Genomic DNA, 21556 nt, shown 5'->3' on the forward strand with positions numbered 1-21556 from the left:
CCTGTTCCTCAACGCCTACAACTACGCCAGGCGGCTCAAGACGCTGAAGGGCCTCACCCCCTACGAGTTCATCTGCCGATCATGGGCCACCGAGCCACACAGGTTTACCGCTGACCCGCACCACCAAATGCCGGGACCAAACATCTAGGGTCCAAATTTGGAAGGCAAAGCGGCCATGGATCGCGAAAGGCAGGACCGATGGCTTCACGCCCTTCCCGGTCATCCGTTCGCGCCGCACAGCTTCCTGGAAGCCGACATGCGGCCAGCAAAGCCTAATGGCGAGCTTGCCTGGAAAACGGACCTTCGTCTGCCAAGCGTTAAAGCAAGAAAACTGCATTGAACGGCCAATAAATGTCATTTGTCAGGATTAAACGGGGACACCACTCTCATGGTGCTCACCCCGTGTGGACAAGGGGATGACGGATATCCTCGCGCCTTGTCACGCCGCGGTAGGGCACGGTCGGCCCCCGCCCGGGCCAGGAGTGGCGTTGATGAACGAGCCCTTGGCACGCAGCCTGATGACGGCACGGGTCACGACGATCCCGCCGGACATGCCGGTCGCCGACATTGCCCGCCTGCTCGCCGAGCACGGTATCTCAGCCGTGCCGGTCGTCGCGGCGGACGGAAGTCTGCTCGGCCTAGTGACGGAGGCCGATCTGATCTGTCGCCTCGCGGCGCAACTCGACGAGGCGCCGTCCTGGCTCGGATCGCTGTTTGCCGATCCGGCGCAGGCGGCAGAACGCTATGCCCGCGCGCATGGTTTTACCGCCGAGGAGGTGATGACCACCGAGGTGGTAACCATTCCGCCGGATATGCCGGCAGCGGCAATCGCCGCAACGCTAGAACGTCACCGCATCCGACGGGTTTTGGTGGTTGAGCATAGGCGCCTTCTGGGCGTCGTCAGCCGCCGCGATCTGCTCCGTGTCGTCGAGAGCCCGGAGAGGGAGCCTGCCGATGTGCCTGACGAGCGCATCCGGCGCGCCATCGTAGCGAGGATGCGCCGGCATTATTGGGCGGCGAGCGCCTTGACAGTGGACGTTCACGATGGGGTCGTAGAATTTCACGGCTTCTCGCCTGGCCCATCGGTGCAACGCGCACTGCGTGTCATGGCCGAGCAGGTGCCTGGCGTGAAGGAGGTCTCCGACCAAACCGTGCCGATACCGGCCGATATCTACGGCTATGGGGCGTACTGAACCAGCCGCCCGCCCGCATTCGCTGCGCCGAATAGCAATAGTGAGCAGTGAAAATCTGTTCTGGAGCACGAAATGTCCGATTTTTACCTGAATATGTACCGCCTGATCGCAGCAGTCGTGGTAGTCGCACTCTTCTTCGTTACCGCAAGACCGTATTTTTCCAGCGGGATGCGAATTTTTACATGCGCGCTCACGGCAGGCGGCCTCAACGCTTTTGCTGGAGGTGCGCTGCTGGGCTCCCCTGTCTCCGCCGTTCCGCTCAGATTTCTGATTGCGTTTGTTGGAATCGGAGCAGGTGTAGCTATGCTTGAGTACCTCTTCCCAGAAAGCGGCAAGCGCAAGCGCATTAGCACCCGATGGCCCTGAGTAGAAACTCAGGACGTGAATCGCCAGATCAACCGAAACTAGATCGAAGGTGGCCTTACACAGTCATCGACGAGTTCGGTCCAGCCTTCGACACCCGTGGGCTGGCTGACTGTTCGTAAAAGTCGATTGTGCCGAAAAGTCGGTTGCGAGCATTGGTCGGACTATTCGGAGCAGCACCTGTTCATATCCGGCATGTTATGAATTGAATTGCGGCCAAGCGCGGCCGGAAATCTTTTTGCTTCGTGCCTTCGGAATGCCCGTACTTTGCATCCCAGTCGAGCGGGACCGGCCTTCAGGCAAATCGACTCGAGCGTCTGCTTTATCGCGGTGAGCGCTCGAGGACAGAGCGTCATCTCGGCCAAGGTCTAAGCTCAACTCGTGCCCAGCGGTAACCCCTCGGATGGCCGCTTGCGGATGGGACGCCGCCGTCAGATTATCGACGATGAGACATCACCCGCTGCTCCGGGCAGATCTGGATCTTTGCCTCTCGGCTTTCCGCCCGGGCCATCACCCTAGCCACCGTAGTATGGGTCCATGCACCGCGGCCTGATGGCGCAGGCACCCCGCGCCCATTCAGCGCCCTGGCCATCGCCGCTTGGCCCGTGACGCCCTCCGCCTGTAGCCGCTGCACCTCCAGGGCCAGCCGATGCGCCGCCCGCTCGGCCGCCTGCTGGCGCGCCAGGGCGGCCGCGGCGGCGTCTGGGCCTTGGGCAGGCCTGTAGCCCCGGTCGCCGCCCAGCACGGCCCCACGCGCCTTGGCAGCCCGCAGCGCCGCCCGAGTGCGCTCGCTGATCAGCTCGCGCTCCTTTTGCGCCATGGCGGCGTAGATCCGCATCATCAGGTCATCGGCCCCAGGCATGTCGGCGGTCCGGATCGAGTACCCGTCCTCCAGCAGCTACGACAGGGTGTGCGCCCGCCGGGTGATGCGATCGAGCCGTGCCGCTACCAACACCGCCCCGAGCTGCCGGCAGCGAGCCAGCGCCGCCTGGAAGCCAGGGCGGCGATCATCCTTGCCACTGGCTACGTCAGAGTACTCCGCCACCAGCGTCCAGCCCTGAGCCGCGGCGAAGGCTTGGACTGCGGCTCGCTGGGCCTCCAGGCCAAGGCCGCTCTGGCCCTGCTCGGCGGTCGAGACCCGGTAGAGGCCGACCGCGAGCCTGGCAGCACTGTGCAGCGCCGATCGCATCAGCCGGCCTCCGCGATGCGGTAGATGGTGTAGCTGCCCTTGGCGCCTTGCTTGTTGGGGCCGACCTGCCGGACCCGCTCCAGCACCTCGACGGAGATGCCCTGGCGCTTCTTGAGGCCGGCGAAGAAGCCGCGGACAGTGTGGTTGGCCCAGAGCCGGGGCGCCGGCTGGAGATGGATGAGCGTCGCGGCCGGTTGGTGGACAAGGCCCGGGCCCTGCTGCTGGTCCACCGGCTGGCCCGAGAGGAGCGCGATGCCCGCCTGACCTGGCCGGCCCGTATCGCTACCGAGCTTGCAGCCGAGCTCGGGGTGGATGCGTATCGCCTGCAGACCCTGCTTGACCGACGGCTGCGGACTCACCTCGCCGAGCGGAATGGCGTCCGTGTCGCTGTCGACTGAGGCCCTCGAGGCTGTTGCCGGCTTCGAGGGCTCGGCCGAGATCATCGCGGCCTGGAACGCCGGCCCGGCGTTCCACGCCCGTGTGGCGCTCTCGATCATGGGCTCGGACCGCTATGGCGAGCGGTTCTGAAACCGCCTTAAGCGAGAGGACTATCAGCCCAGCCCGCCACAGCCGTCCCAGACGCTTGTTTCTGCGGGGCAGCTGACGTCTGCCGACGCGTTGACCCTGCCTACAACAACGGCGCCTGCAGTAGCCATTCGTCGCTCGACCGGGCCGGTGCCGCGGGCCTCGCGATATGCACGATAGGGCGGCATGGGGCACAGCAGCCGCCGTAGGTAGCCATCCCTTGGCGGTATAATCGTGCCAAGCGAAGAGGAGGACTTCCCGAGTCATTCACTGCGACCGAGGCTTTGCCGAGTGATCTGCCCGGACTGCCAAGCAGAAGGATGGCTCTCGACGCATCGCTGGCAATGCTCACCGAGCTGATAGGACAAGCTGCTCCGGTAGCATCCAAATCGCCTTCTGCATGCTTCAGCTGAAGCCGGCGGCAGCGAGATGCCGTGGCCCTGGGCACCGACTCCTATCTACCAGCTGGCCGCTGGATTCCGGAAGCCCAGCGGCCAGATTGCATCCAGCCGGGGGACGTGTCGTAGTCTCCAGCGCCGGGCTATGGCCAAGGGTTGGGGGGGGGAAAGATGCGCAACTTCGATCATCCCACACGCTACGGGCGGATTTTTCCTCCGAACACGGCTTGGCTCTCGCAGCGCCCCCAAGAGCCAGCACTGGAGCCAGATCTCTCCGTCATCGATGCGCATCACCATCTGTGGCACCGACCGGACCAGCGCTATCTCCTGCCGGAATTCCTCGCCGACCTGGATACCGGCCACAGGATCACCGCAACCGTCTTCGTCCAATGCCATGCCATGTACCGCGCCTCTGGCCCAGAGGAGATGCGCCCGGTCGGCGAGACGGAATTCGTTTCCGGTATAGCCGCCATGAGCGATAGCGGTGCCTCCGGCCCAACGCGGGTTGCCGCTGGCATCGTCGGCTTCGCCGATCTCAGGCTCGGCGATCGTGTCGAGCCCGTGCTCGAAGCGCATATGCGTGCGGGTGGAGGACGTTTTCGGGGCGTGCGCCATTCCGCCGCCTGGGATGCTGATCCGGTCATTGGAAATGGCCATCCAGCTCCGCATCTGCTTCAGCGGGCAGACTTCCGCGCTGGCCTGCAACGGCTTACCGCCCTTGGTCTTTCGTTCGACCTCTGGGTCTTTCACACCCAGCTGGACGAAGCGCTCGATCTGGTGCGGGCCTGTCCTTCGACCAGCTTCATCCTCGGCCATTGCGGCGGGCCGCTGGGCTACGGCCCGTATGCGAACCGTACGGAGGAGGTGTTTGCTCATTGGAAGGCAGGCATGACCGCGCTGGCGCGGTGCCCCAATGTCGCCGTGAAGCTTGGCGGCATGATGATGCGGCTGGCAGCTTACGACTATGGAGCGCTGCCCCTGCCGCCAACCTCCGCGCAGTTGGCGGCGTATTGGCGGCCCTACATCGAAACCTGCATCGACCTGTTCGGCGCGGATCGATGCCTGTTCGAGAGCAACTTCCCGGTGGAGAAAATGGGTATCGGTTACTCGGAGCTCTGGAATGCCTTTAAGCTTCTCGCGGCAGGCGCCTCGGCCGATGAGAAGCGTGCCCTGTTCTCCGGCACGTCGGAGCGTGTCTACCGATTGCAAGCGGCATCTAGGGCATAGCGATCTCGGGACGAATGAGCCGGCCGGGGATCAGCCTGTTTGATGCCTTATCCGCAACAGGTGCCGTTGGGACGCGAGTTGGCAGCGTCAGCAAGGGTGCGCTTTGCGTACGCAGTACTCAGCACCGACCGGCGCGGTGCATGCTTCTCGGCCGTGCAGGCAGGTGATCGTCGGCGTTGACGCCAAGCGCCGCTTACCCAAACCGCATCCCCTTGCGACAATCTCAGCAGGCGTGATTGCGAACTATGGGCGGAGAGCTCCGGCCCTCCCTATTGCACGGATGGCCGGCTTGACCCGCCGTCAGTTCCTCGCAACCATGACGTGGACGATGCACTGGCGGGGTGCACCTCTGTCGGCGCTGGCTTGCTGTCAGCGGTCGTGGAGCAGGTAGCAGTCGGCTGGCATCCAAGAACTTACGGGATGGATTCGATCCGATGCTGCTGACCCGCCGGCAACTCCTGTCCTCGGCCGGAGCCCTGCCCATATTTGCGTATTCGGGAGCTCGAGCGCAGCCAGGCGTTGCTGTCCCGACTATCAAGATCTGCGTAATGAGCGATCAGTCGGGCCCCTACAGCAGCACCAGCGGCCCGGTTTCCATCGCCTGCGTCCGCCAGGCGGTCGAGGATTTCAACCCGGTAGCTCACGGCTTCAATGTGGAGGTCCTGGCCGGCGACCACCAGAACAAGGCAGATGTCGGGGTGAATCTCACCCGGCAATGGTTCGACCTGGATGGCGCCGACGTCATCATGGACGTATCAAACAGCGCCGTGGCCCTCGCCGTGCAGAATGTCGCGCGGGAAAAGGACAAGATCCACCTGAACTCGGCGGCCGCAACCGCGGACCTGACCGGTAAGGCGTGCACGCCGAATGGTGTGCATTGGACCTATGATTCCTGGATGCTGGCCGCCAGTACCGGCGGCGCGCTGGTGCGCAGCGGCGGCGATAGCTGGTTCTTCATCGTGGCGAATTTCGCCTTCGGCCACGCCCTGGAGCGGGATACGGGAGACGCGGTGCGTCGCGCCGGTGGCAAGGTGCTCGGCCGGGTTGCCCACCCCGCGCCCGGCACCTCCGACTTCTCCTCCTTCCTGCTGCAGGCCCAAGCGAGCCGGGCCAAGATCATCGGCCTTGCGAATGGCGGCGACGATACCGTCAACGTCATCAAGCAGGCAGCGGAATTCGGCATCACCCGCTTCGGCCAGAAGCTTGCGGCGCTGCTCATGTTCGTCAGTGATGTGCATGCCATCGGCCTGCCGACCGCGCAGGGCCTGCTGCTCACGGAGAGCTTCTACTGGGACCTGAACGACCGCACACGGGCCTTCACCAATCGTGTACTGAGCAAGACTGGCGGCATCCGCCCGAACATGAACCAAGCCGGCTGCTATTCCGCCGCGACGCATTATCTCAAGACGGTCGCGCAGATGGGGCCAGCCGAAGCGAAGCGAAGCGGCGCGGCGACGGTCGCGCGCATGAAGGCCCTGGCGACGGACGATGATGCCTTCGGCGCCGGCGCAATCCGCCCGGATGGGCGCAAGCTCCACGACGTGCATCTGTTCCGGGTGAAGTCGCCGGAGGCAAGCCGCGGTCCGTGGGACTACTATGAGCGCATCAGCACCACGCCAGCTGACCAAGCGTTCCGCCCCCTGCGGGAAGGCGGTTGCTCGCTTATTCGCGCATAGGCTACCGCCGAGGGTATTGGCTGCTGCAGCATGAGAGTGTCCTGCAACAGGATCGAATGACGAGTTGAGACCGGCGATGCCGATATCCTCATTGCCGTGTTCCCGGTTTCTCGTCGCTGCTCCTGGAGGAGTGTCGCTGACCGCGACGTCAGGTACCAAACGCCGCGGCATCCTCCGACAGCACGGCCATGAAGGCAGTCCTCTGCTTGAAGTCTCGCGCCCTCTGGTTGAGCCGTGGGGCGGGGTGCCCCTGGATCCGGCCACCGCACCTCCTCCGCCCGACCAAGCACACGATCCAGGCCCGCCGACCCGCCATCGGTCTTGCCGAGCCTGTCCAACAGGCCCGACCGGTCGATCAGGCGATCCACGATAAGGTGGAGGATCGGCACCTCCGTCGCCTCCTCCGTTTGCTCCACCCGCCCGTGGCGGTGCTGGTCGGGCAGCAGCGGGCGCTGTCCATCACCGTGCGAGGTCCGCCGACCCGAAGACGCTGGTCGAAGCCAAAGGAATGGCTGACCGAGGATTTCAGATAGGCGGCGATGCGGTCTCAGATACGCGCGCGTATGATCCTCGCCCCGGTCAACTGGCGCGCAGGTTGACGGCGCGGATCACACCGAGCCAAAGCGCGCGGTCGTTGGCGAGGCGCTGCGTGATGGCCGCACGGTCCTCAAAGCGCGGGGTGAGTCCGCCCTCCGCCATGCGCCGGATGACCGCGGGATCCGCCATGACGCGTCGTACGGCCGCCTCCAGCTGGTCGACCAGCTCAGGCGCCATTGCCTTTTGACCACAAAGCGCAAACCAGCCGACGACGTTGAAGCTCGGGATCAGCCGCGATAACGGTGGCACATCCGGAAAGAGCGGAAAGGGCTCTTCGTCTGAGATCGCCAGCAGCCGCAGCGCGCCTTCCTGTACGTGGCGCGTTACGTCGGCCATGTTTGTGATCATGAAGTCGGTGCGTCCGCCCAGGATGTCGACGATGGCGGGGCTTGCACCGCGATACGGCACATGGACCATATCCACGCCGGTCTTCTGCTTCAGCAGCTCCCCCTGGAGGTGCTGGGCGGAGCCGACCCCAGCTGAGGCGAAGGTTACCTGTCCGGGCCGCACCCGCGCGGCTGAGAGCACGTCCTGTACACTGCGGTAGGGCCCATTCGCGGCGACGACGAAGCCATACGAGGACAGCGCGACATTGGCGATCGGCAGCAGTTCCGTCCCCGGGTCGATGGGCAGGTTTGCGCCAAGAAGCTGCGGCGTGATGGACATGGTGCTCATCGGACAGATGAAGGTCGTGGAGCCGTCCGGAGCGCTTCGTGCCGTTTCCTGCGCGGCGACTATTCCGTTCACACCGGTGCGGTTCTCCACCACGGCACGAACACCAAGGATCGGTCCCAATGCATCTGCGAGTACTCGCGTCACGAAATCCGAGGAGCCGCCAGCGGAGGCCCCACTCAGGATCCGCACCGTGCGTTCCTGCGCCGTACCAGGGGACGTTGTGGCCAACGCGAGCAGGGCAGCGACAATGGCGATATGCCGGCGTATCATGGTGCGATCCTCCCTAAACGGCGCGGATTGTCTCGCATCACCGCGCTCCTTTATCTATTTGCGTCCATTCGGCCGTGGCAGCCGGTGTTCGGTGCAGAAGGCCGCGATAGGGTTCTGACATTGACCCGCCCTGTCAATCTCCGGACATGCTGGAGTTCCGGACCACGACGCAGAACTTCAGCCCGGCGATCCTCGAGCTTGATGCTGCGATGCATTCCGGCACGACGGCAATTCGGCGTTGGAATGATGCGGCGTCAATGTGGCCGGCAAGCCCAACCGACGGGCAATCTTGACCCTACCGAGCAGCAACCGGAGCAGAAAGTCGATGCTGCGATCGCATTGACAGTGGCGGTGGGCCGGACCATGGCAGAGAGCGGGCAGGGCGATATCACGGACTTCCTGCGCAACCGGTGACCGTATGACGAGGCGGTGCTTGGCAAAGCGCCGCATGTCCGACGCACACCGACCACCGTTGCTCGGTGGTGAACAGGGACAGGCGAGCGGGCCTGGCGAGGGCATAGCGGGCCGACGGCGTGCTACAATCTCTGCCCCCTGCATCTCAAGGAGGGTCGGATGGCACACTCCCTTGTCGGTCGGCGTCCAATGCTCGCCCTTGGGGGCGCCACGCTTGGGCTGGTTGCCCGCGGGACCGCCTACGCCCACCACGGCTGGAGCTGGGCCGAGGATGAGCAGATCGAGCTTCGCGGCACAATTCGGGAGATCTACATCGGCCACCCGCATCCTACGCTTCGCGTCGAGACCGCCGAGGGCCTCTGGCTCGTCGAACTCGGCAATCCCCGCCAAACGGAGCGCGCCGGCTTCACCGAGGCCTCGGCTGCAGCTGGCGATCAGGTGCTTGCGCTCGGCAATCGCTCCCGGACACGTGAGGATAAGCGGCTGAAAGCGGTGCGTATCACTGTGCGAGCGCGAACCTATGACATCTACCCCGAGAGGATCCGCGCTGGCTGAGCCCGCCGGCGGTGCTGGATGCGATCGCAGGTTGGCCCATCGGGGCTTGGCTGCGTGCCTCGGACATCGCCTATCCCCTGGTGAATGCGGCCCACATTGCCTCGATTGGGCTGCTTCTGGGCGCGATTGTCACCTTGGACCTGCGTCTCCTCGGGGCCTTCCGGGTGCATCCCATTGGACATCTTGCGCCGCCGCTCGTGCGTGTTGCTGCGGCTGGCCTCCTGGCCGCAGCGGTGACAGGCCTGCTGCTGTTCAGTACTCGGCCTGTCATCTACATGGAGAATCCGGCGTTTCTTGCCAAGCTTGCCCTGGTCGGCCTCGCACTGCTGAATGCCCTGGCGCTCCGCCTGCATCCCTGGTGGCACAGCGGCACATACCAAGGCGAGGCCCCAGCGACAGTTCGGGTCGCGGTGGCAGTCTCACTCGTCGCTTGGCCGTCTGCCGTCGTCGCGGGGCGCTGGATCGGATTCCTCCAGTAATTGCCGGACCTGTGCCGAATCTGCGCGGAATGAACTTTACGACCACTCAGCTCGCGTTCCTTCTGCGCCATGGTGGCGTAAATGCGCATCATCGGCGAAACGGGCGACACTGACCGTCTCCCGCCGGGACGGGTCGTCGCGGTAGCATCGGGCCATGAGTAGCCACGCCGATTTCGTGCCCTTGCCCCTCCCCTCTGCCACGTCTGAGCGCGAGCCGGCCCCGTGCAGGATCAGCCTGCACTTCAGCCGCCGTCCGGCGAGCCTGGCAGGATGACCCAAGCCGGTCGCCCGGCCCCTTCCCCGAGCCCGGACTTGGCGTCTGCCGTGCAGGCCCCGAGAGGGCCGGCCGTTGTGCCAAGTGGCTGCCATGGCTGGCTGGCACGCTTCCCGCCTGGCCACTTCGCCTTCGTCATGGCGACCGGCATCGTCTCCCTTGCCGCCCACCTCCAGGAGGTGCCGCTGGTCCCCGTAGCGCTGTTCGCGCTTAGCCTAGTCGCCTACCCGGCGCTGCTGGCGATCACGCTAGCGCGGCTGATGCGGCACCCTTCTGCCCTGCTCCGCGACCTGGCCGACCATGCGGTGGGCCCGGGCTTTCTGACCATGGTCGCCGCGACCGGCGTGCTCGGGGCCCAGTTCGCCTCCCTGACCCCGTTCCGTGGGATTGCCCTGGTGCTGTGGCTGTGGGCCATCCTGCTCTGGGTCGCCCTACTCTACGGCTTCATTCTCGCAGCGACACTGGCCAGCCCGAAGCCGCCAATCGAGCGGGGGCTGAGCGGAGCTTGGCTCCTGGTTACGGTCTCGACCGAAGCGCTCTGTGTCCTCGGCACCTCGGTTGCCGACTTGCTGCCGCGGCCGGAGGTTGGATTCTTTGCCTGCGTCTGCCTCTTCCTGCTCGGCGGGATGTTCTACACGGTCCTGATCGTGCTCATCCTCTACCGCTGGCTCTTCCTTGAGATGACCCCGGCAATGCTAGCGCCACCCTACTGGATCAACATGGGTGCAGTGGCGATTGCCACCCTCGCCGGCGCCGACCTCCTGCTCTACGCGCAGGGCCATCCCGGCGCCCTGGGCTTCCAGCCCTTCATCACCGCGCTGACAACGGGCTTCTGGGCCACGGCGACCTGGTGGGTGCCGCTGCTGGCCTTGCTGACTGCCTGGCGGCATGCGGCCGGGAGGATACCCTTGGCCTACGACCCGCAATATTGGTCCATGGTCTTCCCGCTCGGCATGTACACCGCCGCGACCGCGACCTTCGCGCGAGTGGCCGGCCACGACTTCCTCCTGCTGGTCCCGCAACTCTTCGTCTGGGTGGCGCTCGTGGCCTGGCTCGCCGCCTTCGTCGGACTTCTGCTGCGGGCGGCGCAGGTGGCGGTGGCAGCCCGGCGCTGAAGGTCAAGGCCTGCCTGGCCTGGGATGGCTGGCGGCTCGGATCCGCCTCGGGCCGCGGCTCGGCCGCGGCCCGCCCAGCCCTGAGCGCCGCCAGAAAGAACATCATGGCGAAGGCGGTCTCGTGCCAGACGCTGATCAGCGCCAGCACCGGCAGAGCGGTGGCCTCGTCGCGCAGCCAGTTTACGCTGCCAAGACCGAGCGTTGCCAGCGCCTGGTTCGCCATGCCAAAGGACGGGTGCAACAGCATCTGCCAAGCGATGGACATGGCCGCGAGCGCGGCGATGTAAAAGCAGAAAGAAGATGGTCGGGTAAATCGTGCGGCCGCGTCCGCAGCCCTGCAGCAGCAGTGCGCGCCCAAGGCCGAGGCCCAGCGCGCCGGGCACCACCATCAGAACCTAGCATGCAGTGACGAGTACGGAGGCGCGGAACTCCGGACCTGCCGGCAGCGCGCGGACGTTCACGAGCCCGACGCAATTCGGTGGATCGCCACCGAGTTGCCAGTCGGTGAAGGCGGTGCCAAGCACGCGCAGCAAGCCTATCCGGCGCAGGTTGCGGCCCCAGGCCTAGTGCTACTCCACTAGTGCCATCTGGCGTGGATCGAATTCCAGCCAGACAGCCTCACCCACCTCGTGCACCTGCAGCGGCGGGGCCGTGACACGCAGCTTGATACCGCTGCCTCGGGGTTGGATCAGGTAATCCCAGGTCTCGCCAAGGAAGACGCGCTGCGTCACTGTACCGGGCACCACCGGCCGGCCCGTAGCGCCCGCGGGCTGCGTCCGGTGCAGGCCGATGCTCTGGGGCCGCACGGAGAGCAAGACGGAGCGGTTGGCGCCGTTCAGTGAGGCATCCACTTGGCCCGCCTGGAAGGCGACGCCATCGAAGCCGATCTCGCCGGCCTCCAGCTTCGCCTCGAGCAGATTGGTGCGGCCGATGAAGCCGGCCACGAAGCGGGTCTTCGGCCTGGTATAGAGCAGGTGCGGCGCGTCGACCTGCTCGATCCGGCCGGCATGCATCACCGCGATCCGATCGGAGGTCGCCATCGCCTCCGCCTGGTCGTGCGTGACATAAACCGTGGTGATGCGGAATTCGTTGTGCAGGCGGCGGATCTCGAAGCGCATCTCCTCCCGCAGATTGGCGTCGAGATTGGAGAGCGGCTCATCCAGGAGCAGCACAGCGGGCTTCACCACGATGGCTCGCGCCAGTGCCACGCGCTGCTGCTGCCCACCGGAGAGTTCGGCCGGGTAGCGCCCGGCCAGATGCCCCATCTGCACGACCTCCAGGATCTCGGCGATTCTGCGCTGCACCTCGGCCGCCGGCAGCTTGCGCAGCTTCAGGCCGAAGCCGACATTCTCCGCAACCGTCATGTTTGGCCAGATGGCATAGCTCTGGAAGATCATGGACATCTGGCGCCGCTCGGGTGGCATGACAGAACCCGGCATGGAGATGACCTTACCGCCCATCTCCACCGTGCCATCCGTCGGCTCGATGAAGCCGGCGATCATGCGCAGCGTCGTGGTCTTGCCGCAGCCGGAGGGGCCGAGCAGGGAGACGAACTCGCCCTCGTTCAGGGTCAGGTTGATGTGGTCCACGATCACCATCTTGCCGTAGGCCTTTGTCAGGCCCCGGAGGGAAAGGTGGGACATCCCTAGTTCCTCCGTAGCATGAAGTCGCGCCCGACCAGCTTCATGCCGATGCCGACGAGCACGAGGGTGATCAACAGCAGCAGACCACCGAAGGCGGCCAGCACCTCGAAATTGCCGGCTTCGCTCAGGTCGTAGAGAAGGACGGACATGGTTCGCGTCCGCGGCCCGACCAAGAAGATTGCTGCGGAGAGTTCCCGTGTGGCGACGATGAAGACGATCAGCCAGCCGCCGAGCAATGCTTTTTTCAGCAGCGGCGCCGTGACATGCACGATAGCGTGCAGCCGGCCGCTGCCCAGGATGCGTGCCGCTTCCTCCATTTCGGGATGCACGGTTCGTACCGCAGCGGCCGAATTGGCGTAGGCGATGGGCAGGAAGCGCGCCGTGAAGGCGAAGATTATGATGGCCGCCGTGCCGTAGAGCGCCAGCGGCGGCGAGGCATAGGCTGCGTAGAAGCCAATGGCCATGACAATGCCCGGGATGACAAAGGGGGCCATGGCCAGGAACCCGAGCGCATCACCGAAGGGCACCAGGCGGCGTTGCACGATGTAGGCGACCAGTAGCGCGATCAGCACAGCCATGGTCGCGGCGGAGGCTGAGAACCAGATCGTGTTCCAGATCGAGGTCAGCGCCATCTCGTGCTCAAAGATCAGGTGCTGATAGTTACGCAAGGTGAAGTTGTCCAGGCTGATCCCGCGCCCCCAGGCCTTGGCGAAGGAGGCCTGCACCAGGATGCCTAACGGCATCACCACCGACAGCAGCCCGACCAAGGCACACCAGGCGAAGAGCAGCCAGCGCCAGGGGCCAAGCTTGATCGGCCGCCGCTCACCGCCCTTGCCAGTCTGAGAGACGAAGCCCTTGCGCGCAAGAAGCAGCTTCTGCGCCACGATCATGCCCACCGTAATCAGTAGCAGCGGCATGGCATAGGCGGCCGCGACCTCGACCCGCACCGGATATTCGAAGAATTGCCAGAGCTGTGTCGTGACCACGTTGATGCGCGCCGGTATGCCGATGAGGGCTGGCGTGCCGAACAGCGCGATGGTTTCCAGAAACACCACCACGAAGGCGCCAAGGATCGCCGGCCAGACCAGGGGCAGGGACACCTTGCGCATCGCCGTCCAGGTGCCGGCGCCAAGAATGTTGGCGGCATCCTCCATCTCCGAGGAGATGAGGTCCAGGGCCGCCTTGACGAAGATGAAGACCAGCGGGAAGGAGTGCAGCGCGATGACCAGCGCCAGTCCCTCGAAGCTGAAGATGTTGAAGAGCGGGCCTTCCGCCCCCGTCGCCCAGCGCCAGAAGCGGTTGGCCGCACCTGAATTCGGACCTGCCAGCAGCATCCAGCCTACCGCGCCGAGGTAGGGCGGCATGACGAAGGCACCCATCACCACGCCCCAGGTGAGGCCCTTGCCAGGCATGTCGGTGCGCGACACCGCCCAGGCCATCGGCACTGCCAGCGCCACCGACAGCGCGGCGGAAGCGAGGCCGAGGGTCAGCGAATTCACCAGCGCATCGACGTAGCGCGCACGGCCGTAGGCGGTGACGTAGTTGGAGAGGGTGAACTCGCCCGTGCCTTGCGTCTCGAAGCTCACGGCGAAGAGCTTGGCCAAGGGCGCCACCACCAGGAACAGCAGCGCCACAATCAGCAGCAGCCAGACCAGTGCTACCGGTTCGACATGGCGCAGCCGTCCGAGCAGGCCCAGGCGATCGGTGCCGCGGGCCTCGCCCACGGGTTCGGGAAGGGAGGCGGCAGTGTCGGGCATGTCAAATACCGAACGTGTCGCGCCAGAGTTCGCGGACCTCTGGCACGCCCTTCTCCTGCTCATCCTGGCTCGGCGCAATCAGCTTCACCTGGTCCAGCGGTAGAGAGCCTTCGGCCGCCGGTACATCCGGCCGCAACGGCTCCCCGAACAGGCGCCGTATGACCTGTGACATCTCCGGCCCGGTTTGGTACTCCATGAACAGCTTGGCCGCGTTCGGATGCGGCGCGTTCGACGGGATCGCAGAGGGCGCGATGGTGGCTAGCGTGCCCTCAGTCGGGTAGATCAGCCGCAACGGGTTGCCGCGCGACATGCTGAGCAGCATGGTTCCGGCAGGGACGCAGATGCCGATGCTGCGCTCCCCGGCATTCAGCAGGGTAACCGGGTCCTGGCTGGAGCGGCCAATCTGCGGCCGGTTCCGCTCCAGACGCTTGAAATAGTCCCAGCCATACATCTTGCGCATCTGCACGGCCCAGACGCCGATGGCACCGCTGAAGCCCGGATGGCCCACGGCCACCTGGTCCTTCCACTTCGGGTCGAGCACATCAGTCCAGCTCTTCGGTGCATCGGCCTCCTTTACCTTCTGGACGTTATGGCCCAGCAGGAACAGACCGAGGAAGCTGGTCTGGTAGTAGTTGTCGGGGTCGGCGACGCGGATTGCTTCCAGCAACCCGTCCGCGTTCCTGGGGCGGAACTGCAGCAGCCGCCCCTCTCGCTTCAACATGGTGAAGTGGCCGGTGTTGGTGGAGCTGAAGACATCGCATTGCGCCACCCGCGCCCGCGCATCCTGCGACAGGCGCTGGAAGGCGACCTGGGAGGTGCTGCGCACCACGTTGCAGCGCACCCCGGGATACCGCTCCATGAAGCCGCGGCCCACCGCCTCCGACCCCTCCGCGCTGTACTGGCCGGAGTACCAGGTAATCTCGCCCTCGCGCTTGGCAGCCTCATAGAGTTCGCGCTCATGCTGGGGCAGATTCTCCGCCGCACCTCGGCGAATGATCGCGAAGCTGGCTACCGTGGCGCCCAGGCCTGTGCCCAGCACCCCGCGGCGTGAAACCTGCGGCATGTGACGTTCCCTCTGCAACTATTCTTCGTCTTTGGGAAGCTAGCAGAGCTTGGCCCCGCGCCAGATGCCAGCCCCGGCGTCGCCAGATCAGCGGTCTGTGAAGGCCGGAGGCGCTTTGCACTGAATGTGCGGCGGCCCTCGGCGTAACTCGGTCGATCTCGGCCCAGTCGAGCAGCCCGGCGAGGTCCGCCAGCGACGATGCCGAGCGCAGCTCCGGCCGCGCAATGAGATCCTCTCACCCGGTCCGTCGCCGCCCCTTGGCCGCCTCCTGCCGCCGACGTCATGGAATCAGAGCGCGCCGCGTCGCCTCAAGCGCATCCGCGCACAGTCTCCTCACAACTTGTCTCTTCTGACCAGATCGCCGCGCTGAGGATCGCCTGATCGCCGCCAAGCAGGCCAGGCGGAAGGCCGGCCAGAAGCGGGTCGGGCTGATGATCCCGATCCGCCCTGAGCCAGAGAAGGCGTTAGCGGCCTGGCCGAGCCGGCACAGCGTGATCGTGGCCGACGCCTTCGGCAACCCCTTCAGGCGCGCCATCGAGGCGAGAGGTGCCAATCTGCTCTACCTCCCGCCCTACAGCCCGGACTTCAACCCCATCGAGCAGGCCTTCGCCAAGCTGAAAGCCATGCTGCGCAAGGCGGCTGCGCGCACCCTCGATGACCTCTGGCACACCATCGGCCGCATCAGCCCGATGAGGCGCGGCGGTTCGTCTATTGCAGCCTCGCTGGCGCTGTGGCGCTGCCCGCCTTTGTCATTTTCCGCATCCTCCTGTTCGGCGTGCCGACGCTGTTGAGGCTGAGGCCGGTTAGCTTGAGCGGGAGGTGGAGAAGCTTCTTGTCCGCATCGTGGAGGCGTCGAGCGCTTCGGTCATCACCCTATGAGCGGCGGATCGAGAAGCTGGAGACGCAGAAGGCGCTGATGCGTGAGCGCATCGCCAACTGCGGCAAGCCCATGCAGAGTTTTGGCGACGCCTATCGAACCGCGTTCGACTTCCTCGCAAACCCTTGCAAGCTTTGGGAATCGGAGAGGATCGAGGACCGCCGCGCGGTGCTCAAACTCGTCTTTGCCGACCATCTGCCCTACATGCGGGGCGAGGGATATCGAACCGACAAAATCTCCATGCTGTTCAGGTTGCTAGGAGACGATCAGATGCTTGAAAAGGGAATGGTGCCCAGGGGCGGAATCGAACCACCGACACTGCGATTTTCAGTCGCATGCTCTACCAACTGAGCTACCTGGGCCCATAGCGCACCCAAGGGGCGCCGGCAGAGGCCGCGGGAGATAGCGGAAGCCCGCGCATCTGTCCACCCGGGGAAGATAGGGTTTTCCACCGAGGCCCCCGACCTCAGCCCTCCTCCTCCTCCGCCACGGCCTCCCCGGGCACCACGTAATCCCCGGCCAGCCAACGGCCGAGATCCACCTGCCGACACCGGGCGGAGCAGAAGGGGCGGAAGCGGCCCTCCGGGTCACGCTCCCCGGTGGGGGTGCCGCAGACCGGGCAGGGGCGCGGTGGGCGCTTCGGCGGCTCATCCGCCATGGGGCATCTCCTCGATGGTCCAGCCCGCGAGAGGCAGGGAGGGGTCGGGGCGCAGGGTCAGTTTCCGGGTCATGGCGGCCTCGGCCTCCGCCAGGGCGCCGGGCAGCCCCTGCAACGCCGCCAGCACCACGGGGGCGACGCGCAGCGCCAGTCGCCGTCCCGGCACCGCCGCATCCTCCCGCACCGCCTGGCGCAGCGCGGCGAGGCCAGGGGTCAAGGGCCCGGCCAGCACCTCATGCAGCGGCGGATGCACCCGCTGCCGCCTTATCTCGAACAGGCCGAGCGGCCCGAGGCCGAGCAATTGCGCCAGCCCGTCCCGTGCCAGCGCCTTGCCCAACGGCTCCGCATAGGCGGCGCGCTGCTTCACCGAAAGCCCGGCGAGGTCGAGCAGGATGCCGCCCGCCAGCCGCCGCAGCCGGACCTGCCGCGCCGACTCGGCCACTGCCAGCAGGTTGAAACGCTGCTGCGCCGCCCGGTCCTGGCCCGCCACCGGCCCGGCATCGACATCGATGGCGGTCAGCGCCGGCGTCGGGTGGATCAGCAGCCGGCCGCCGCCCGGCAGCGGCACCTCGGGCTCCGCCAGGGCGGCGAATTCCCCATCCAACGCCGCGTCGAAGACCGGCTGGTGGCTGAGCACCACCCGCCCCTCCCCCAGCGCCGCCCGCAACCGGGCGGCGAGCGCCGGCCCATCCGTCACCACCGGCGCGGTCGGCAGGGCGCGGGCCAGGCGCAGCGCTGCCTCCGGCCCCTGCGCCAGCAGCTTCGGTGGCCCCTCGGCCGGCCCCAGCGCCGCCTCGGCGGCCGAGAGCCGCGCCGTCAGCCTTGGCCCCTTGCCGCCCTGCGCCGCGCGGCTGACCCGCACCAGCACCCCCTGCCCCTCGGAAAGCCCGCCGCGCTTCCCCGGCATCTCGCCATCGGGCAGGAAGCCCGTCTCCCCGCCTTCCAGCGCCAGGAACGCCCCCGCCATGGCCGGCGCCAGGGCCGAGACCCGCGCCCGGTGCACATCCCCCACCCCATCCGGCCGCGCCGGCCGTTCCACCCAAGCCTCCCGCAGCTCGTCGCCGGAGAGCAGCACGACCCGCACCTCTCCTGGCGACACGCTCGCCAGAATGCGCAGCCCCTTGCCGCCCGCCGCTGCGTTCAACCTCCTGTTCTCCCGCTTGGTTGGAGGGCCGTTCTCCCGTCCCGGCACCACGCCGAGCGGGAACCGGCCTTAAAGCCGAAGGCTAGGCCGATCAAGGGACTGGCAAGGGGCACTTCGGATATGGGGCGGGATAGCCGGGCCGCGGGATATCATTCGAGGGAGGCGGCCTTTTCGCCGCTCAAGCGGCGCGTGCTTCATCCGGAAGCGCATCCCAGAGGACCCCTTCAAAAGGCCCCCGGCAAGCAGTTCACAGCAAGCTCCTTGGCCCCAAGGATGAGGTGGAGGTGCCATCACGGCGCGGCTGTTCGCCGGCTTCGCCGCGCCCATCCCCTGCCCGCACCACCCACGCAAACCGAGGCCGGCACCCGGCCTCAAACGGCCCGGGTCGCGCTCCCAGGTCGTGCTAAAGCACCTTGTTGGTCTTCGGGTCGATCAGGTGCATCTTCGCCATGTCCGCCGCCAGCGGCAGCTTCCGCCCCGGCGCCGCCGGCGTCGCCGGGTCGAGCCGGGCGCAGATCTCCGCCCCCTCGATCCAGAAATGCGCCAGCGTCTCCATGCCCATCGGCTCCACCACCTCCGGCACCGCCTCCAACACCGCCATGTTCTCGCGGTGATCGTTCGGCCGCACCTCCGTCAGGTGTTCGGGGCGGATGCCGAACAGCAGCTCCCGCCCCAGATGCGCCTGGTAACGGGCGGTGCGGTCCTGCGGCACCGGCAAGGCGGCGCCGCCTGGCAACTGCACCTGCAGTGCCGAGCCGCTCTGCTCCAGCCGGCAGGGAATGAAATTCATCGCCGGGCTGCCGATGAAGCCGGCGACGAATTTGGTCGCCGGGTTGTGGTACAGCTCCTGCGGCGGGCCCACCTGCTCGATGACGCCGTGGTTCATCACCACCACGCGGTCGGCCAGCGTCATCGCCTCCACCTGGTCGTGGGTGACGTAGATGGTGGTGGTCTTGACCGTCTGATGAACCTTCTTGATCTCGGTGCGCATCTGCACCCGCAGCTTGGCATCGAGGTTCGACAGCGGCTCGGCGAACAGGAACACCTTGGGGTCGCGCACGATGGCGCGCCCCATGGCCACGCGCTGGCGCTGCCCGCCGGACAGCGCCTTCGGCTTGCGGTCCAGCAGCATGCCGATATCGAGGATGCGCGCCGCCTCCTTCACCCGCCGGTCGATCTCCGCCTTCGGGAATTTCCGCAGCATCAGCCCGAAGGCCATGTTGTCGTACACCGTCATATGCGGATAGAGCGCGTAGTTCTGGAACACCATGGCGATGTCCCGGTCGCGCGGCGGGATGTCGTTGACCAGGGCGCCGCCGATGGCGATGTCGCCGGCCGAGATCTCCTCCAGCCCCGCGATCATGCGTAGCGTGGTGGACTTGCCGCAGCCGGACGGCCCGACGAGGACGACGAATTCGTGGTCGGCGATGTCGAGGTCGATCCCCTTCACCGCCTGCACGCCGCCTTCGTATTCCTTGACGATCCTGCGCAGGGTGACCTGAGCCATCGGGTTCAGCCTTTCGTCGCGCCGGCGGTCAGGCCGGCGATGTAGTAATCCATGAGGAAGGCGTAGACGATCACCGGCGGCAGCGCCGCCAGCAGCGCGCCGGCCATGAGCTGCCCCCAGGCGAAGGTGTCGCCGCGGATGAGCTGGCTGACCACGCCGATGGTGAGCGGCATGGAATCCGGCTGGGTGATGAAGGCGGTGGGATAGACGAAGGCCGCCCAGGAGACGGTGAAGGCGAAGATCGTCGCCGCGATGATGCCGGGCAGCGCGACGGGGATGAAGATCTTCGTCAGCATCTGCATCCAGTTGGCGCCATCGATCAGCGCCGCCTCGTCCAGCTCCTTCGGGATGGAGGCGAAGTAGCCGATCATGATCCAGGTGCAGAAAGGCACGGTCAGCGTCGGATAGACCAGCACCAGCCCCCAGATGGAGTTCAGCAGGCCGAGCCCGCCGACGATCTGGTAGAGCGGGATGAAGAGCAGCGTATCCGGCACCAGGTAGGTGAGGAACACGCCGGTCGCCAGCACCTGGCTGCCGAAGAAGCGCATGCGGGCGAGGGCGAAGGCCGCCAGCACGGAGATCACCATGGTGATCGCCACCACCAGCACGGTGACGATGATGGAGTTGTAGAAGAACCCACGGAACATCGGGTCGCCGAGGATCTGCGCGTAGTTCGAGAAGGTGATCTCGGAGATCGACCAGGGGCTGCGGCTGAGATCGGCGATCTCCGCGCTGGTCTTCAGGCTGGTGAGCAGCATGTAGAGCGGCGGCCCCAGCATGAAGATCGCCGCGATGATGAGGGAGATGTAGGCGGTGACCAGCGCCCAGCGCCGCTCCCGCCGCAGGCTGCCGATCTTCCGGCCGAGGCCGGGGAGGACATCGGAAGGACGTGCCGCGGTGGCCGACATCACGCCATCTCCTTCTGCCGGCGATTGACCCCGCGCAGGACGAAGAAGGCGACCACGGCCAGCAGCGGGAACATGAAGAGGCTGACGGCGGCGCCGCGCGGGATGTTCCCGGACAGCACGCCCACCTGGAAGGCATAGCTCGCAAACACATGCGTCAGGTCGCGCGGCCCGCCATTGGTCAGCACCCGGACGATGTCGTAATTCGCGAAGGTGACGATCAGGCTGAACAGCACGGTGATGGAGATGATGTTCCGCATCATCGGCAGCGTCACATGGACCAGCCCCTGCCAGCCGGTGGCGCCGTCGATGGCGGCGGCCTCATAGAGCTGGTCCGGCACCGATTTCAGCGCCGCCAGATACATGATCATGAAGAAGGGCGCGCCGTACCAGACATTGACGATGATGACCGAGATCCGCGCCCACCAAGGCTCGCCCAGCCAGGGGATGGAAGGCCCGCCGAAGGCGTTCAGCAGCCAGTTGATGGAGCTGTAGGAGGGCTCGAACATCCACCACCAGCCGAGGGTCGAGAGCGCCGGCGGGATCACCCAGGGCACCAGCAGCATGCCGCGCCACTTGCGCTGCCCCTTGCTGGGGATGTGGTGCAGCATATGCGCCAGCCAGAAGCCGATCAGCGCCTTCAGCAGCACCGCGGTGATGGCGAAGAAGCAGCTCTGCCAGATCACCCCGCGGAAGGTCTCGTTTTCGAGCAGGATGTCGAAGTTCTCAAGGCCGATGAAGGCCGTCATGCGCCGGTTCAGCGTCGCCAGGTAGATGGCGTAGCTGGCCGGCCAGGCGACCAGCCCGCCGATCACCGCAATCAGCGGCAGCGTCATCAGGAAGGCGACGGTGGAGCGCCGCCGGGCGAAGCGGCGCAGGCTACTGCTCCGCGCTGCCGAGGCCGGGGCGCGGCCGGGGGCAAGAGCGGCGGACGCGTCTGAGGGCATGGACGCTATACTCCCTGCTGGGCCCGTTCCCGCTTCGTTGGCGGGTGGCCCCTGTTATCCCGGCACCGCCGGCGGGCCCGGGGCCGCCATGGCAGCCCCGTGGCC

General features: G+C 66.2%; 18 protein-coding genes, 1 tRNA gene and 3 pseudogenes. 10 read left to right on the forward strand and 12 right to left on the reverse strand.

From position 1 onward, the window contains the following. The 3 genes and pseudogenes from NJ376_RS01445 to NJ376_RS01455 form a co-directional block, all read left to right on the forward strand. Positions 1–148, forward strand: a pseudogene (locus NJ376_RS01445) (IS481 family transposase); the annotation flags it as partial. Positions 149–491: 343 nt separating this feature from the next. Then, positions 492–1193, forward strand: coding sequence for a CBS domain-containing protein (locus tag NJ376_RS01450; protein WP_252951431.1), 702 nt, complete (start codon positions 492–494; stop codon positions 1191–1193). A 72-nt stretch (positions 1194–1265) separates the two neighbouring features. Further along, positions 1266–1559, forward strand: a complete 294-nt coding sequence (locus NJ376_RS01455; protein ID WP_252951432.1) for a hypothetical protein — start codon at positions 1266–1268, stop codon at positions 1557–1559. Between the two features lie 433 nt (positions 1560–1992). On the opposite strand, the pseudogene NJ376_RS01460 reads toward NJ376_RS01455, so the two are convergent. Together NJ376_RS01460 and NJ376_RS01465 are read right to left on the reverse strand one after the other, a co-directional pair. Continuing rightward, a pseudogene (locus tag NJ376_RS01460) lies at positions 1993–2745 on the reverse strand (recombinase family protein). Continuing rightward, entirely contained in the window at positions 2745–3242 is a 498-nt protein-coding gene (locus NJ376_RS01465) for a hypothetical protein (protein WP_252951433.1), read from the reverse strand. The pseudogene NJ376_RS01460 and the gene NJ376_RS01465 overlap by 1 nt, the downstream one beginning before the upstream one ends. Positions 3243–3839: 597 nt before the next feature. Here NJ376_RS01465 and NJ376_RS01470 point away from each other — a divergent pair. Further along, complete coding sequence (locus tag NJ376_RS01470) at positions 3840–4895, forward strand: amidohydrolase family protein (protein WP_252951434.1); 1056 nt, start codon at positions 3840–3842, stop codon at positions 4893–4895. A 434-nt stretch (positions 4896–5329) separates the two neighbouring features. Then, a complete protein-coding gene (locus NJ376_RS01475; RefSeq protein WP_252951435.1) occupies positions 5330–6571 on the forward strand; it encodes an ABC transporter substrate-binding protein in 1242 nt (413 codons plus the stop codon). Between the two features lie 579 nt (positions 6572–7150). On the opposite strand, the gene NJ376_RS01480 is transcribed toward NJ376_RS01475, so the two are convergent. After that, entirely contained in the window at positions 7151–8113 is a 963-nt protein-coding gene (locus NJ376_RS01480; protein WP_252951436.1) for a Bug family tripartite tricarboxylate transporter substrate binding protein, read from the reverse strand. Positions 8114–8686: 573 nt separating this feature from the next. On the opposite strand from NJ376_RS01480, the gene NJ376_RS01485 reads away from it, so the two are divergent. The 4 genes from NJ376_RS01485 to NJ376_RS01500 all read left to right on the forward strand — a co-directional run bounded on the left by NJ376_RS01485 (position 8687) and on the right by NJ376_RS01500 (position 11237). Further along, complete coding sequence (locus tag NJ376_RS01485; RefSeq protein WP_252951437.1) at positions 8687–9082, forward strand: DUF6152 family protein; 396 nt, start codon at positions 8687–8689, stop codon at positions 9080–9082. Between the two features lie 11 nt (positions 9083–9093). Then, positions 9094–9561 carry a DUF2214 domain-containing protein gene (locus NJ376_RS01490; protein ID WP_252951438.1) on the forward strand — a complete coding sequence of 156 codons (468 nt, stop codon included), beginning with the start codon at positions 9094–9096 and terminating at the stop codon, positions 9559–9561. Between the two features lie 351 nt (positions 9562–9912). Further along, positions 9913–10950: a tellurite resistance/C4-dicarboxylate transporter family protein gene (locus NJ376_RS01495; protein WP_252951439.1), complete on the forward strand. Its 1038-nt coding sequence runs from the start codon at positions 9913–9915 to the stop codon at positions 10948–10950. Positions 10951–11054: 104 nt separating this feature from the next. Beyond that, a complete protein-coding gene (locus NJ376_RS01500; RefSeq protein WP_252951440.1) occupies positions 11055–11237 on the forward strand; it encodes a hypothetical protein in 183 nt (60 codons plus the stop codon). Positions 11238–11519: 282 nt separating this feature from the next. On the opposite strand, the gene NJ376_RS01505 is transcribed toward NJ376_RS01500, so the two are convergent. From NJ376_RS01505 to NJ376_RS01515, 3 genes are read right to left on the reverse strand one after another with little or no spacing between them, the layout of a single operon-like run. Next, entirely contained in the window at positions 11520–12593 is a 1074-nt protein-coding gene (locus NJ376_RS01505) for an ABC transporter ATP-binding protein (protein WP_252951441.1), read from the reverse strand. A 2-nt stretch (positions 12594–12595) separates the two neighbouring features. Continuing rightward, entirely contained in the window at positions 12596–14350 is a 1755-nt protein-coding gene (locus NJ376_RS01510) for an ABC transporter permease (RefSeq protein WP_252951442.1), read from the reverse strand. A 1-nt stretch (position 14351) separates the two neighbouring features. Beyond that, positions 14352–15413: an ABC transporter substrate-binding protein gene (locus tag NJ376_RS01515; protein WP_252951443.1), complete on the reverse strand. Its 1062-nt coding sequence runs from the start codon at positions 15411–15413 to the stop codon at positions 14352–14354. Positions 15414–15937: 524 nt separating this feature from the next. Here NJ376_RS01515 and NJ376_RS01520 point away from each other — a divergent pair. Further along, positions 15938–16204, forward strand: a pseudogene (locus NJ376_RS01520) (transposase); the annotation flags it as partial. Positions 16205–16576: 372 nt separating this feature from the next. Here the strand turns inward: NJ376_RS01520 and NJ376_RS01525 are convergent. The 6 genes from NJ376_RS01525 to NJ376_RS01550 form a co-directional block, all read right to left on the reverse strand. After that, positions 16577–16652: transfer RNA gene (locus tag NJ376_RS01525), tRNA-Phe, on the reverse strand. Between the two features lie 104 nt (positions 16653–16756). Next, positions 16757–16948 carry a DNA gyrase inhibitor YacG gene (locus tag NJ376_RS01530; RefSeq protein ID WP_252951444.1) on the reverse strand — a complete coding sequence of 64 codons (192 nt, stop codon included), beginning with the start codon at positions 16946–16948 and terminating at the stop codon, positions 16757–16759. Next, positions 16938–18092, reverse strand: coding sequence for a ribonuclease E/G (locus NJ376_RS01535; protein WP_252951445.1), 1155 nt, complete (start codon positions 18090–18092; stop codon positions 16938–16940). The genes NJ376_RS01530 and NJ376_RS01535 overlap by 11 nt, the downstream gene beginning before the upstream one ends. Before the next feature lie 403 nt (positions 18093–18495). Continuing rightward, positions 18496–19599, reverse strand: a complete 1104-nt coding sequence (locus tag NJ376_RS01540) for an ABC transporter ATP-binding protein (RefSeq protein ID WP_252951446.1) — start codon at positions 19597–19599, stop codon at positions 18496–18498. Positions 19600–19604: 5 nt separating this feature from the next. Then, entirely contained in the window at positions 19605–20507 is a 903-nt protein-coding gene (locus NJ376_RS01545) for a carbohydrate ABC transporter permease (protein ID WP_252951447.1), read from the reverse strand. Further along, entirely contained in the window at positions 20507–21451 is a 945-nt protein-coding gene (locus NJ376_RS01550; protein ID WP_252951448.1) for a carbohydrate ABC transporter permease, read from the reverse strand. The genes NJ376_RS01545 and NJ376_RS01550 overlap by 1 nt, the downstream gene beginning before the upstream one ends. Between the last annotated feature and the right edge of the window lie 105 nt (positions 21452–21556).

It is taken from the genome of Siccirubricoccus soli (genome assembly GCF_024178315.1).
In the GTDB taxonomy this organism is placed as follows: Bacteria; Pseudomonadota; Alphaproteobacteria; order Acetobacterales; family Acetobacteraceae; genus Siccirubricoccus; species Siccirubricoccus soli.

Excerpts from the sequence above, each read along its gene's own strand:
- NJ376_RS01450 (WP_252951431.1), top strand. The coding sequence starts at position 492 with ATGAACGAGCCCTTGGCACGCAGCCTGATGACGGCACGGGTCACGACG.
- NJ376_RS01455 (WP_252951432.1), top strand. The coding sequence starts at position 1,266 with ATGTCCGATTTTTACCTGAATATGTACCGCCTGATCGCAGCAGTCGTG.
- NJ376_RS01465 (WP_252951433.1), bottom strand. The coding sequence starts at position 3,242 with ATGATCGAGAGCGCCACACGGGCGTGGAACGCCGGGCCGGCGTTCCAG.
- NJ376_RS01470 (WP_252951434.1), top strand. The coding sequence starts at position 3,840 with ATGCGCAACTTCGATCATCCCACACGCTACGGGCGGATTTTTCCTCCG.
- NJ376_RS01475 (WP_252951435.1), top strand. The coding sequence starts at position 5,330 with ATGCTGCTGACCCGCCGGCAACTCCTGTCCTCGGCCGGAGCCCTGCCC.
- NJ376_RS01480 (WP_252951436.1), bottom strand. The coding sequence starts at position 8,113 with ATGATACGCCGGCATATCGCCATTGTCGCTGCCCTGCTCGCGTTGGCC.
- NJ376_RS01485 (WP_252951437.1), top strand. The coding sequence starts at position 8,687 with ATGGCACACTCCCTTGTCGGTCGGCGTCCAATGCTCGCCCTTGGGGGC.
- NJ376_RS01500 (WP_252951440.1), top strand. The coding sequence starts at position 11,055 with ATGGCGAAGGCGGTCTCGTGCCAGACGCTGATCAGCGCCAGCACCGGC.
- NJ376_RS01505 (WP_252951441.1), bottom strand. The coding sequence starts at position 12,593 with ATGTCCCACCTTTCCCTCCGGGGCCTGACAAAGGCCTACGGCAAGATG.
- NJ376_RS01510 (WP_252951442.1), bottom strand. The coding sequence starts at position 14,350 with ATGCCCGACACTGCCGCCTCCCTTCCCGAACCCGTGGGCGAGGCCCGC.
- NJ376_RS01515 (WP_252951443.1), bottom strand. The coding sequence starts at position 15,413 with ATGCCGCAGGTTTCACGCCGCGGGGTGCTGGGCACAGGCCTGGGCGCC.
- NJ376_RS01530 (WP_252951444.1), bottom strand. The coding sequence starts at position 16,948 with ATGGCGGATGAGCCGCCGAAGCGCCCACCGCGCCCCTGCCCGGTCTGC.
- NJ376_RS01540 (WP_252951446.1), bottom strand. The coding sequence starts at position 19,599 with ATGGCTCAGGTCACCCTGCGCAGGATCGTCAAGGAATACGAAGGCGGC.
- NJ376_RS01545 (WP_252951447.1), bottom strand. The coding sequence starts at position 20,507 with ATGTCGGCCACCGCGGCACGTCCTTCCGATGTCCTCCCCGGCCTCGGC.
- NJ376_RS01550 (WP_252951448.1), bottom strand. The coding sequence starts at position 21,451 with ATGCCCTCAGACGCGTCCGCCGCTCTTGCCCCCGGCCGCGCCCCGGCC.